General features: G+C 70.6%; 10 protein-coding genes. 4 read left to right on the top strand and 6 right to left on the bottom strand.

Annotated features, from left to right (window positions below):
• Positions 1 to 66: 66 nt before the first annotated feature.
• The 3 genes from ABZU43_RS15350 to ABZU43_RS15340 are packed head-to-tail and all read left to right on the top strand — an operon-like array spanning position 67 to position 3,627.
• Positions 67 to 1,110, top strand: a complete 1,044-nt coding sequence (locus ABZU43_RS15350; protein WP_355007152.1) for a polysaccharide biosynthesis protein — start codon at positions 67 to 69, stop codon at positions 1,108 to 1,110.
• On the top strand, positions 1,107 to 2,099 hold the full coding sequence (locus tag ABZU43_RS15345; protein WP_355007151.1) for an SDR family oxidoreductase: 993 nt from the start codon (positions 1,107 to 1,109) through the stop codon (positions 2,097 to 2,099). The genes ABZU43_RS15350 and ABZU43_RS15345 overlap by 4 nt, the downstream gene beginning before the upstream one ends.
• Before the next feature lie 58 nt (positions 2,100 to 2,157).
• Positions 2,158 to 3,627, top strand: coding sequence for an O-antigen ligase family protein (locus tag ABZU43_RS15340; protein WP_355007150.1), 1,470 nt, complete (start codon positions 2,158 to 2,160; stop codon positions 3,625 to 3,627).
• Between the two features lie 40 nt (positions 3,628 to 3,667).
• Here the strand turns inward: ABZU43_RS15340 and ABZU43_RS15335 are convergent, their stop codons facing one another.
• The 4 genes from ABZU43_RS15335 to ABZU43_RS15320 are packed head-to-tail and all read right to left on the bottom strand — an operon-like array spanning position 3,668 to position 8,479.
• Positions 3,668 to 4,921, bottom strand: a complete 1,254-nt coding sequence (locus ABZU43_RS15335) for a glycosyltransferase (protein WP_355007149.1) — start codon at positions 4,919 to 4,921, stop codon at positions 3,668 to 3,670.
• Entirely contained in the window at positions 4,918 to 6,105 is a 1,188-nt protein-coding gene (locus tag ABZU43_RS15330) for a glycosyltransferase family 4 protein (protein WP_355007148.1), read from the bottom strand. Before ABZU43_RS15330 ends, ABZU43_RS15335 begins: the two co-directional genes overlap by 4 nt.
• Complete coding sequence (locus tag ABZU43_RS15325) at positions 6,102 to 7,517, bottom strand: oligosaccharide flippase family protein (protein ID WP_355007147.1); 1,416 nt, start codon at positions 7,515 to 7,517, stop codon at positions 6,102 to 6,104. Before ABZU43_RS15325 ends, ABZU43_RS15330 begins: the two co-directional genes overlap by 4 nt.
• Positions 7,514 to 8,479, bottom strand: a complete 966-nt coding sequence (locus tag ABZU43_RS15320) for an NAD-dependent epimerase/dehydratase family protein (RefSeq protein WP_355007146.1) — start codon at positions 8,477 to 8,479, stop codon at positions 7,514 to 7,516. The genes ABZU43_RS15325 and ABZU43_RS15320 overlap by 4 nt, the downstream gene beginning before the upstream one ends.
• A 169-nt stretch (positions 8,480 to 8,648) precedes the next feature.
• On the opposite strand from ABZU43_RS15320, the gene ABZU43_RS15315 reads away from it, so the two are divergent.
• Complete coding sequence (locus ABZU43_RS15315) at positions 8,649 to 10,676, top strand: hypothetical protein (protein WP_355007145.1); 2,028 nt, start codon at positions 8,649 to 8,651, stop codon at positions 10,674 to 10,676.
• A 13-nt stretch (positions 10,677 to 10,689) separates the two neighbouring features.
• On the opposite strand, the gene ABZU43_RS15310 is transcribed toward ABZU43_RS15315, so the two are convergent.
• Complete coding sequence (locus tag ABZU43_RS15310; RefSeq protein ID WP_355007144.1) at positions 10,690 to 11,229, bottom strand: acyltransferase; 540 nt, start codon at positions 11,227 to 11,229, stop codon at positions 10,690 to 10,692.
• A gap of 117 nt (positions 11,230 to 11,346) precedes the next feature.
• Entirely contained in the window at positions 11,347 to 12,567 is a 1,221-nt protein-coding gene (locus tag ABZU43_RS15305; RefSeq protein WP_355007143.1) for a glycosyltransferase family 4 protein, read from the bottom strand.
• Positions 12,568 to 12,677: the final 110 nt, after the last annotated feature.

The following is a 12,677-nucleotide window of genomic DNA, read 5'->3' as shown; positions in this document are numbered from 1 at the left end:
TAGGGTCGCGTTCGACGAGAATCCGATTCCCGTGGATGGCCTCCCGGGAAACAGGCAGGAGAAGATGTGGTTTCCTCGCTTTCGGACCGGCGATTCCTGATCACCGGTGGCACCGGGTCCTTCGGCCAGACGATGGTCTCCCGACTGCTCGACGCCGGGGCGGCAGAGGTGCGCGTACTCAGCCGTGACGAGTCGAAACAGGACGCGATGCGGCACCGCCTCGGCGACGACCGGGTCCGCTACTACGTCGGTGACGTCCGGGACTACGACAGTGTGCTCAAGGCCGCGCGGGGAATGGAGTTCGTCTTTCACGCCGCGGCTCTCAAGCAGGTCCCCTCGTGCGAGTTCTTTCCACTGGAGGCCGTGCGGACCAATGTGCTCGGCAGCGCGAACGTGGTGGACGCCTGTGAGCGGGTCGGCGTCGAGGCGCTGGTGCTGCTGAGCACTGACAAGGCCGTCTATCCGGTCAACGCGATGGGCATGACCAAGGCCCTCATGGAGAAGGTCGCACAGGCGCATTCCCGCAACAATCCCGAAGCTCGTACCCGGGTCTGCTGCGTGCGCTACGGCAACGTCATGTACTCGCGCGGATCGGTGATCCCGCTGTTCATCGAGCAGATCCTGCGGGGCGGGCTGCCGACGGTCACCGAGCCATCGATGACCCGCTTCCTGATGTCCCTGCCCCAGTCGGTCGACCTGGTCGAGCACGCCTTCCGGCACGGCCAGCCGGGTGACGTCTTCATTCGCAAGGCCGACGCCTGCACCATCGGCGATCTGGCCACCGCGCTGTGCAACCTGTTCCGGGTCCCGGCGAAGTTCAACGTGCTCGGCATCCGGCACGGGGAGAAGCTGTACGAGACCCTGGCCAGCCGCGAGGAGCTCGCCCACGTCGAGGATCTCGGCGAGTTCCTCCGGGTGCCGGTGGACAGCCGTGACCTCAACTACTCCCTCTACTTCGAGGAGGGCGACGTCGAGAGCGGCAACATGGCCGACTTCCACTCGCACAACGCCCGGCGACTGTCCGTACCGGAGATCGAGGCGCTGCTGCTGACGCTGCCCGAGGTGCGGGCACAGGTCGAGGCCGCGGCGGCGGCGGTCGTAACGGCATGAGCACCCATACCGGTGGCCGGCGACCGGAACTGGTCCCCCGCCGCCGCGGCGGCCCCGGCGCGGAGGAACCGCGCCCGGCGCGACGGGTTCTCGTCGTCGGCGTCACCGGCATGCTCGGTCACGCGGTCATCCGCGAGCTCGGTGACGATCCGGACCTCGACGTGCACGGTGTCGCCCGGAGCATCGAGGACCGCGCGGGGTGGTTCCCCCGGCGCCTGCTCGACCGGATCACCACGGCCGTCGACGCGACCCGCTTCGGCCAGGTCAGGCAGCTCATCGACGACCTGCGACCCGACGTCGTGGTCAACTGTGTGGGTGTGATCAAACAACGACCGGACGTGCAGGACGCGGTGCAGACAGTCACCCTCAACGCGCTCTTTCCCCACCTGCTCGCCGACGCCTGCGGGCAGCTCGGCAGCCGCCTGATCCACGTCAGCACCGACTGCGTCTTCTCCGGTCGGCGGGGCGGCTACGTCGAGGACGACCTGCCGGACCCACCCGACCTGTACGGGCGGTCCAAGCTGCTGGGTGAGGCGCGCGGGGTGTCCGCGCTCACCCTCCGTACGTCGATCATCGGGCACGAGCTGGTCACGAACCGCTCGCTGGTGGACTGGTTCCTCTCCCAGCGGGGGCAGGTACGCGGCTTCACCCGGGCCATCTACAGCGGCGTGACGACAGTCGAGTTCGCCCGACTGCTCCGTACGGTGATCCTGCCCCAGGCGGGGCTGACCGGGCTCTATCACGTGGCCGCCGAGCCGATCTCCAAGTACGACCTGCTCCGCCTGATCGCCGAGGTGTACGGGTGGCCCGGCGACATCCTGCCGGACGACGAGTTCACCTGCGACAGGTCGATGAACGCGGACGCCCTCGCCCAGGCCACCGGCTACCGGCCACCGAACTGGCCGGACATGATCCGGGCGATGCACGCCGCCAGGGCCCGCTGGGCTGTCGAACCGGCCCAACCGGGTCTACAGGACGTGCCTCGCTGAGAGCGGTCCACCCGACGACCGCCGGCAACGCCTGCGGCCGGACTTCAAAGGACTTCACGTGGGAAACCGAATGGGCCAACTGGGCCTGCTCGTCGGCGCGACGTGTCTCGTGGTGGTCACCACCATCGCGGCCATCACCGCCCCGCTGGTCGCCACCGGGTTGGTGGCGCTGGTGCTGCTGCTCGCCTTCAGTCGGCGGGTGGACGGCTGGCGGTGGATGCTGGCCCTGACCATCGGCCTTCTGGTGTGCGCCTCGTCGAATGTGCCGGCGGTGGTCGAGGCCAGCTTCTATCCCCGGTACGCGGCGGTCGCGGGCCTGGTCCTCTGGGGGCTCTGCCTACCCGGCCGCACGCCGGCGCGCACCGATGTCTGGACCCGCGTGTTCGTCGCCGCGCTCTGGACGATGGGCGGCCTCGCCACGCTGAGTTCCGCCTGGTCGGTGGTCCCGATGGAGACCCTCCAGCGGGGCGTCGCGCTGCTGCTGCTGGCCGCCTTGGTGCACGTGCTCGTCCGGCGTAGGTGGCCCGATGCTGCGGTCATGATGGCCGATCTGCGCGTGGTCTACCTGGTCCTCACCGCGTCCATCGTGGTCAGTCTCGGCATCGGGTTCGCCGACGGCACGCTCGTCGCGGCGACCTCCAGTGTCACGCGGTTCCAGGGCCTCTACAACAACCCGAACATGCTCGGCATCGTCTGCGCCCTGACGATCCCGTTGGGCTGGGCGGTCTACCGGCAGTCCCGGCGGCAGGTCGTGCTGCTCGGCATGGTGCCGGCCGCCGCCAGCCTGCTGCTGTCCCAGTCGCGTACCGCGCTGATCGCCGTGCTCGTCGGTGCGCTCTGGCTGGTGCTGCGCTACGGGCTCGGCCGGATGGTGCGGCTGGCCGCGGGGGTGACCGCCCTGCTGCTGGTGGCACACCTGTTCAACATGCTGCCCACCGTCCTCGCCGCACCCTGGATGCGCCAGTTCGTCCTGCGCTTCACCGACCCCACCGGCGGCGACCTGTCCAACGGGCGGACCCAGATGTGGCAGACGACCGTCGACCTGTGGTGGCAGAACCGCCCCACGCTGGGCTTCGGGTACGCGTCGCGCAACCACCTGTTCGAACTAGCCGGCGCCGACGAGTTCTTCGGCACCGCCGGCGTCAGCGTGGTGCACAACAGCTACCTGCAACTGCTGTTGGAGCTGGGGCTCGCCGCCGTGATACCGCTGCTGCTACTGCTCCTGGCCGCGGGGCGGGTCGTCCTGCGGGCACCGGTGCGCCGGGCCGGCGCGGGTCTGGTCTGGCTCGTCGTCACCGGACTACTGATCCAGGTCACCGAGTCGGCCATGTTCGGCACGGGCCAGACCTACCCGTACGTGTTCTGGACCGTGGTCGCCGCCGCGCTGCTGCACCTGCCGAAGAAGCCGGACCCCGCCGACCGGGAGGCCACGGCCCGCGCCAACCTGCCCCACGCCGAGGCACGCCATCAGCGGGCCGGCGTGTTCGACGAGGGCGTGCCACGCCGACCCACAGCCCTGCTGCGCTAGCGCCCACGCACTGCGCGACCCCGGCCGGTGGGTGTCGGGCTCAGTTGCCCCGGCCCGCCGTCATGAAGGCGCTCACCCGGTCCCGCCAGGCCCGGTGGTCGAACGACTCGCGGGCCCGCAACCGGGCCGCCCCGCTCATCGCCGTCCACTCCTCGTCGCGCAGCCGCAGCGCCCGCTCGACCGCCGACCGGACATCGTCCGGCCCGTTGCCGTCGAGCACCAACCCCTCGACCCCGTCGTGGACGTAGGCGGCGAGGTCACTGGTGTGGTTGAGCAGCACCGGGCACCCAGCGGCGAGACTCTCCGGCACCTTGGACGGAAACCCGTTGGCCGCGTACCCCCCGGTGGGGCGGACCAGCATCGAGAAGTGCGACTCCGACAGCAGGGTCAGCACGGTCTCACGCGGAACGCGCCCGAGGAACCGCACGTCCGCCGAGACGGCGTCCAGCACCCCGACGTCCAGATCCGAATGGGCGGCGGCGTCCTGCGCGCTGACCCCGGCAATGGTGAGGCTGACCCGCCGCTGGTGCTCCGGAGCGAGCCGGCTGAGCCCTCGGAGGATCACGTCGAGCATGTCCTTGCGCCCGGGAGTGCCGGCGTAGAGCAGGCGCAGACCGTCACTGATCGGGGGTGGTTGGGGCGCCCGGAACTCGTCGCAGTCCACCTGCGGCGGCACCACGAGCACGTCCAGGCCATGGCCGGTCAGGTAGTCGGCCAGCGTGGTGGAGACCGCCGTGGCCCGGCCGACGAGCCGGGTGGCCAGGAACGTCGACCAGCGATGCCGGAGGAAGTACGGGGTGAGCCAGCCGCGGCGGAACTGCCGTCGGTCGTGGCGTTCGCTGGCGTCCACCACGACCGGGCACCGCAGCACGAGGCGCAGCGTCGCCCAGTTACCGAGGGTCAGCAGGGCCATCGGCAACAACACGACACTCACGTCGCCGCGACCCACGCCGACCCGGCGCACGGCCCGCAGCACGCGCAGCGGTCGGGCCAGCCGGGCCGACGCGCGGGTGAGGTGGTGCCGACCGTGGATCCGCATGGTGACCAGGTCGATGCCGGCCACCCTTGGCTGCCCGGCCGGGAAGGCCACCTCGCAGGGCCAGTCGTTGACCACCAGCGTGTGCGCGCCGTCGGGCGCGGCGGAACGGGCGAGCTGCAACAGGCGGTTGGAGGTGGCGTCCCCGTGCGGAAAGGCGTACGCGCCCACCAGCAGCGGACGGGGCCGGTTGGCCCGCCCGGTCGAACCCACCTCCCGGCGCGGTTGCCGGCCGATCACAGTTGTCTGATCGTTCATTTCTCTCCCCGTGTCGAGAGGGCCGGCGGCCGGGGTGGCGCCGGGTGGTGCGGGCGGCCCGACGCCCACCGTCGGTAGATCGTCAGGTGGGTGGCGGCCGCCGTGTCGATGGCGAAGACGCTGCCCCCGAACCGCTCCGACGCCGCCGAGGCCGAGGTCTGCCCGGTGTACGACGCCGCCGCGCACACCGCGCTCGCCCACCGCCCCGGCGGGGCGTCGGTGTCGACGATGGTCACGCCGGGCAGGTGCTCGTCGATGAAGCGCACCCCGGGCAGGTCGGCGGCCACCGTGCCGATGCCCAACGCGATGGGCTCCAGCACGCCCCCGGGCAGCCCTTCCAGGCAGGACGGGTGGATGACGACGTCGGCCTGGCTCAGCAGCCCGCCCACGTCGTCGCGCGGGCCCAGCAGGTGCACCCGGTCGGCGAGACCGGCGGCGACCGCCGCCACCCGGACGCGCTCGTCGTCGGCGTCGTCGCCCGGCCCGATGAGGACGGCGTGGGCCTCCACGCCCCGGGCCCGCAGCTCGGCGAGGATCGGCGGCAGGAGCCAGCGCCGCTTCTCCGGCGAAGCCCTGCCGACGCTGACGCAGACCAGTTCGGCCGGGCCTGCCCCGATCAACTCGCGTAGGTCGTCGCGGCTGGGGTGGCGCAGCCGGTCCAGGTCGAGTCCGTTGAGGACCACCTGGCACCGGGGGTCGTCGCGCCAGAGCGGATCGTAGGCGAAGGTGAGCGAGCTGGGCGAGACGCCGAGAATGTCGGTGGCGGAGATCCGCAACAGCCGTTTACAGATCCAGCGGTAGACGCGTCGGCGCAGGTTGCGGTGCTGGTTGTCGTCGCCCCGGAAGTGGGCGACGCGGACGGGCGCACCGCACAGGGCGGCGAGCGCGAGCAACACCCCGGAGAAGTTGGCGCAGTCGACGTGCACCACGTCCGGTCGCAGTCGACGCAGCAGGCCCAGGAAGCGGGTGACGAAGCGCAGGTCCAGCGGGATCGGGGTGACGGTGCCGCCGTGCCGGCTGACCACACCGGCCAGCGGGCCGGGACCGATCCGGTCACTGAGCGTCACCAGGTGCACCTCGACGCCGGCCGCGGAGAGACGAGGTAGCAGCTCGGCGGTCCGCATCTCGGTGCCGCCGAAGTTCAGCTCGCCGACCACCCGCAGCACCCGGCACTGTCCGGTCACGTCGGCTCTACCCCGCTCAGCGCCCGGCGGTATCCCACCAGCGCGGCCGGCCCCATGGTGAGCACGTACGCGACGCAGGCCGCCGCCGGCAGGCCGGCGAGCCCGAACTCCCGCAGCGCCCAGATCTTGAGTGCGGTGGCCAGTAGCAGGAACGTGGCCCAGCCGACGAACTGCGGCCGGAGCAGCCCGATGCTGTTCTGTACCAGGATCAGCGGGGAGGTGACCGCGATCAGCAGGGACCAGATCGCCAACCCGATCAGCACGGTGACCGGAATCTCGGTGCGATCGATGCCGCCCACCCACAGGTCGATCAGCCGGTGGCCGTAGCCGACCAGCACCATCCCGACCGCCCCCACGATCACCCCGTAGAGCAGCACCATCCGCCGCGTGTTGCGACGCACCCAGGCCACCTCGCCCCGCGCCAGAGCGGCGCCGTTCACCGGCCAGACCGTCATACCGACCAGACCGACGAAGATCGAGAGGACGCCGAACAGCTTCCCCACCACCGCGTAGTGCGCGGCCGCGGTGGGCCCGAGGACGTTCGCGACCAGCGGGCTGTCGACGTTCAGCGCGATCGCCGACATCGTGGTGAGCGCGAAGAACCGCAGACCCAACCGGAGCAGACCGACAGCGGTGGCCCGGTGCACGAGCTTCGGGCCCGGTCGCGGTCCGCGATCCTGCAACCAGAAGTACGTCACGCAGTTCAGCAGGTTGGTCACCGGCACGGCCAGCACCGCGCAGGCGATGACCGCCAGTGGTCGCCACCCGGCGGCGATGGCGGCGAGCACGGCAGCCATGGCCGCCAGAGCCCCGGCCGACTGCCAGATGTTGCTCTGCACCACCTGGCCACGGGCGTACTGGATCCGCTGGATCAGCGAGAGCGGAATGTTGACCACGAAGGCGCCGAAGCAGAGCAGGATCAGGGCGGACGCCTCTGCGGCGACACCCGGGTCGCTGACGTTGAACAGTGCGTTCCAGGGCACCACGGGTACGACGAGCACGAGACCCGCCAGCAGCGCGACCGCGACCACACCGAGGGTGGCGACTGCGCTGGAGATCTCCCGGGCCTGCTGTCGGGGGTCGTCGGCCAGGTGACTGAGCCGGGTGAGCAGCCCGTTTCCCAGCCCCAGATCGGCGAACCACGCCATCCCGGTGAGGGCGGTGATCGCCATCCACAGGCCGTACCGTTGGTCGCCGAGGAACCGGAAGCACGCCGGGGTGATGACCAGGGGGGCGGCCAGGCCGATACCCTTCGCCACCATCGCGGCGGCGATGCCCACCGTGACCGTGCGGTCCCGGTCCTTCGACGCCGCCGAAGTCGGCGCGGCGGGCGCGACGGTGGTGGCGGCGGCTGGCACCGCCGCCACCGGAGCCAGCGGCTCCGGTGCGGGCCGACTCGCTGCCCGGGTCACCGAGGTGCGGCGACTACGGCGCGCTCGGCGTCCAAGCGACCGGCCATCCACTCGACTGTCGCGCGTAGGCCCTCCGCACGGGCGACGGGCGCGACGTCCGGGAACAGGTGCCGCAGCGTGGCGTTGTCGGCCAGGGAGTGCGCGACGTCGCCGGTACGCGGAGGCGCGTACTCGCGGGCGATCGGTCTGCCGCACAACCCCTCGAGCTCGTCGAGGACCCGCAGCAGGCTGGCCCGGGCGCCGAAGGCCAGGTTCACCGGATGGGGGTGATGTACCCGGCGGCGGAGTGCGTCGAGGATGACGTCGCAGACCGTGCCGACGTAGGTGAAGTCGCGCGACTGTGTCCCATCGCCGTGCACCACCACGGGTTCGTCGCGCAGGGCGGCGTGCACGAAGCGGGGGATGACAGCCGCGTACGCGTGGTCGTGTCGCTGCCCCGGGCCGAACACGTTGAAGAAGCGGAAGGCCATCGTCGGCAGCCCGAACGACGCCTGGTGGGCCAGGGCGTACGCCTCGGTGGCGAGCTTGCTGGCCGCGTACGGGCTCATCGGGCGGGTCCAGGTCAGCTCGGCCTTGGGCAGGGCCGGATTCATGCCGTACACCGACGAGGAGGACGCGACGAGGACGTGCGCGACGCCCTGTCGTCGCGCCGCCTCCAACACCATGAGGGTGCCTGTCGCGTTGGCGTGGTGGGAGGCCAACGGATCGCTCAGCGAGCGCGGGACGCTGGGCAGCGCGGCCAGATGGACCACCGCCTCGCGGCCCGCCATCGCCTCGTCGAGGGCGGCCGGGTCCAGGATTGAGCCCTCGATCAGCTCGACGTCCAGACCGTCGAGGTTGGCCCGCAGCCCGACCGAGAAGTCGTCGAGGACGGTGACCCCACCGATTGTGGGCTCGACCATCGCCGCGCGGGCCAGATTGGACCCGATGAAACCGGCTCCGCCGGTGATCAGAATGCGCATGAAACCCCCCGTGAACGCAGAACACCTGTTCATCGAGTGAACCCGGCCCGCGTGACGGCGACAGCAGGAATTTCACCCTGTCCGGGTGCTGACCGAGAACGACCAGCTTCGCCCCGACGGCGCACAGTGAGGTTTCGTCGTCACTGCAATCGAGGTGGAGGTTCCGACCATGCCCGAGCTGATCGTCTACCGGTCCAACGCCCTGATGTCCGTGAGGTCGCGCTTCGACAGCACCCGGGACCTCGTCATGCCGGCAAACCTCGCGTACGCCGAGGCGATGGTCGGTATGTGGCACTCCGGTCTCACCCAGGTCACCCTGGTGCCCTCCACCGCTACCGACGCGCAGGTGTGGCCAGTCATGTCCGCCGTCGGGACGAAGATCCACGACACTTCCGACGACAACTGCCCGATCAACACCGGCTGGTCGTACGTCGGCGGCAACCACGGCTACAACATCGGCAACCAGATCGTCGTCGCCAACCACGGCAAGACGTCCGTCGACGTGGGCTCGCAGTGGACCGACGGGACGCGCACCTTCACCCTGCTGGCCATCACCAACGCGGACAGCCTGCTGTTCGGCAACCCGTACACGATCGTCGACGGCATCGCGCAGGGTGCCCGGGTCAAGCCGGGCGCGCCGCTCACCCACCTCTCGGGGGCGACCCACACTGCGACAGTGCCGATCACGGGTCTGACGCCCGACGTGCAGATCCGCCCGGCCACCCACTCCCACACGGTGACTGTCGAACTCGACGGGCGACCGGTGCCGGACGGCCGGTTCACGGGGCAGGAGCTGACGATCCGCGAGTCGTATCTGATCCCGTCCTACCAAGGGATGATCGACACCGCACGGGCGAACATCGGCACACCCATCGCCACGATCATGTCGCGGATCCCGTCCCTGTGCCGCATCTCGAACGTCTACCGCTGGTCGCAGGGCGGCCTGCTGGTCGGACAGACGGTGGCCGCGTTGGAGCGGTTCACGCTGAACGCCGGGGTGACCCAGTGCGGTCCGTTGACCCCGGTTGCCGGCGGCACCCGCCGGCAGTTCATGCCGAACGTGGGCGCGGCCGGCGGCCTGAACTGGTCGGTGTGGGCCAACATCGACACGCTCGCGGCCCTCACCGACTTCACCCCGGCGACCCTGACGAACCGGCTGATGCCGGCGAGCAGCATGACCCAGTGGGTGCTCAACAGCGGCCAGATCCAGCAGTGGGGCATCGCCGTGGGGCTGCTGCCGGCCGCCGACGGCGTGCCCGAGATCCGGGCCCGGCACACCACGGCCAAGGGCTGGTTCATCACCTCCAGCCTGAAGAAGAACTACCCGCAGTTGGTGTGGGGCCGCACCCTGGAGGCCGGCGAATCAGTGACCGGAACCGCCTACCGGCGCTACCTGGCACCGCCCTCGGCGGCCACCCAGATCGTCGTGTCGGACTCCACAGGCGACTTCGTGATGATCGAGCGGGTCGAAGCGGTCGCCCAGGCCCAGATGGCGGCGCCGCAGCTGTTCCACCGGCTGCTGGTCCCGGCCGGCCCGACGAACCTCACCGTGCCGGACCGGGTCGCCGTCGGCGGGATCTCGTACAGCATGGCCGTCCCCACCGGTTACGGGATGTGGCGCGCGGAACCCGGCCCGGCGCGGGTGGGGCCGCTGCCCGGCGCGACGTGCCCGCGTGGCAGTTGGTTCCTGGCCCTCGCCGGCCCGACCCAGCAGGTCACCTACGCCGGCACCTACCAGTTGCTGCTGCTGCATCCGGTGTACCTGGCGGAGCCGACCCCGGTCGACCGGGTGTGCGTCGAGGTGACCGCCGAGGGCTCCGGGGTGCTACGGCACGGCGTGTACGCCCACGATCCGGCCACTGGCCGGCCCGCCGGTCTCGGCCCGATCGCCGACTTCGGCAGCGTCGGAATCACGTCCACCGGAGTCCAGGAGTCGGTGTTGAGTGGCTACGTGGTGCTGCCCGCCGGCTGGCACTGGTACGGGCACGTGTGGCAGACGAGCGGCGTCACCCCGCCCACGCTGCGGGCCAGCAGCGCCGGCACCGGCACCACCCTCAACCTCGGCACCAGTTCGGCGGCGATGACCGGGGACCGGTTCGGTTACGAGGTGACCGGCACGACCGGCGCGTTGGGGGCGATCACCATCGCCGGTGTCCACCAGCTGCCGCCACCACGGGTCGCATACCGGAGGGCCTGACCCGGCGCTCGGGTCAGACGGTGGTCACGCCGTAGATCTTCTTCATCGCCGCGTGCTTCTCCGGGACGGGAAGGTGCCCGATGCCCAGCGACCTGGCCTGCAACCGTTCGAGGTACTCGTCGGTGGTCCGCAGCGGTCGGGCCGGGACACCGGCCGCCACCGTGTTGTCCGGGATGTCGCGCGTGACGATCGAGCCCGCCCCGATGACACACCGGTTTCCGATGGTGACACCGGCCAGGATCATCGACCGCATCCCGATGTAGACGTCGTCGCCGATCGTGATCGGGGCGGTCCAGTCCAGGTCGGGATGGTCTTTGCGGAGGATCAGGGTGCCGCCGTCGTGCGTGACGAACTGAACCTCGGAGGTGATGTAGACGTTGTTTCCGATGGTGATCAGCCACGGCTCCGAGCCGAACATCGCCCGGCTGATGCCGTAGAACCTGACCCGCCCGGTCAGGTTCACCCCCAGGGACCGCGCGAACGCCTCGGGGTCACGGGTGGCGGCCAGGTGGTCCTGGACTCGTCGGACCATCGTACGAACGCGCTTGGGCACGTGCTGTCCTCGCTCATCGGAGCCTACCGGGGTGGCGGGCGACGGACCCTCCAACGTGGGCCCAGCCATTGCAACGACGCAACTCCAGCCCGAGTGACGCGGTCGCGCCCAGCCGGATCAGGCGCAGAACTGCCGGGCGTGGTCCAGCACGTTGAGTTCCCGGACCTGTTGTCGCCAGAGTCGGTAGCGCCGGCCGGCGCTCTCCTTCGCCTCGGCGCGCTCCCGGGCCGACCGGTTGGCCAGCCGGTCGAGGGTCTCACTCAGCGCGGCAGCGGTGGCGGGTCGGACCACCGCTCCCCCACCGGTGGCGATCAGGTCGCTGAATGGCGTCGCGTCCGAGCAGACCACCGGGCAACCGGACGCGAGACTTTCCAGGATGACGTGTCCGTAGTTCTCGCCAAGCGTCGGGAAGAGGAAGGCGTCGTATCGGCTGAACGTCGCCATCACCTCGTCCGCCTTGAGTTCCCCGAGGTAGCGGACCCGGACGCGGTCGGGCATCGCGTCGATGAGGCGTTGGCAGCCCGCCCAGTACTGCTCGTCCTCCCGCGGACCGTAGATGTCGAACTCCAGCGGGCGGGTCGCGCCGGCGACCGCCTCCAACGCCCTGGTGAGGTTCTTCATCGGGGAGATCCGGCCGACGAACACCAACCGCAACGGCCCGTCGTGAGCGACGGCCGGGGGTGCCGGTTGTTCCGGGATCGGGCACTCGTTGCCGTTCACCATGACCTGCGCCCACGGCATGACGGCGCGGATCTGCTTCTCCTCCAGCCCACTGCACGCCTGCCAGCGCACGTCGAGCTGACGCAGCAGCGGGGCCCAGACCGCCAGGAAGAGCCGCTTCTTGCGCGCCTTGATGGCGAGCGCGCCGGGCGAGAGCTCGCCGCGCGGGGCCAGCATGATCGCGCGGACGCGCACCAGTCGCAGCGCCACCGCCAGAATCGGCAGCACCGAGAAGAGGGACCAGAGGCTGTTGACATAGATCAGGTCGACCGGGCGGGACCGGATGTGCCGAGCCAGTCGGACCCAGTGCCGCAGCGCGAACGGGCCGAGGTAGAAAACGGCGCAGCGCTCGTCGCGCCGCACCAGCCGCCCGGACAGGCCCGGGTAGGGTTTGGGCGAGCAGAGGTCCCGGTCTCCGGTGACCAGGGTGACGTCGAGGTCATCCGGCAGGGTGTCCAGGATGAACCGCAGGGAGCGGATCGGGCCGCCGCCACGAAAGCCCGGCTCGAAAACGCGAGCGGTGGCGAGCACCCGGTAAGCCGCCGTGGTCGCGGATCGCGTCGCCCCCCTGGCTATCCCGGCGCTGCCGGGCAGACGCGTCCTTGCCAGCTCGTTCACCTTCGGCTCACCTTCCAGACTGCTGACCCGGCGTCGGCACCCGCACTCACCCGTCACCATCGGCACCGGTAACCGGTTCAGATGACGGAGAGCGGCCAGCGTTCTCCGTA

The sequence above is a fragment of the Micromonospora sp. NPDC005205 genome, from assembly GCF_040608275.1.
Classification (GTDB): Bacteria; Actinomycetota; Actinomycetes; order Mycobacteriales; family Micromonosporaceae; genus Micromonospora.
The sequence above is the reverse complement of the archived record's forward strand: the minus strand, read 5'-3'. Positions and strand labels throughout refer to the sequence as shown.

Bases quoted from the DNA above. Each gene is read 5' to 3' on its own strand.
- ABZU43_RS15320 (WP_355007146.1), bottom strand. From the start codon at position 8,479: ATGCGCATTCTGATCACCGGCGGAGCCGGTTTCATCGGGTCCAATCTG.
- ABZU43_RS15315 (WP_355007145.1), top strand. From the start codon at position 8,649: ATGCCCGAGCTGATCGTCTACCGGTCCAACGCCCTGATGTCCGTGAGG.
- ABZU43_RS15345 (WP_355007151.1), top strand. From the start codon at position 1,107: ATGAGCACCCATACCGGTGGCCGGCGACCGGAACTGGTCCCCCGCCGC.
- ABZU43_RS15335 (WP_355007149.1), bottom strand. From the start codon at position 4,921: ATGAACGATCAGACAACTGTGATCGGCCGGCAACCGCGCCGGGAGGTG.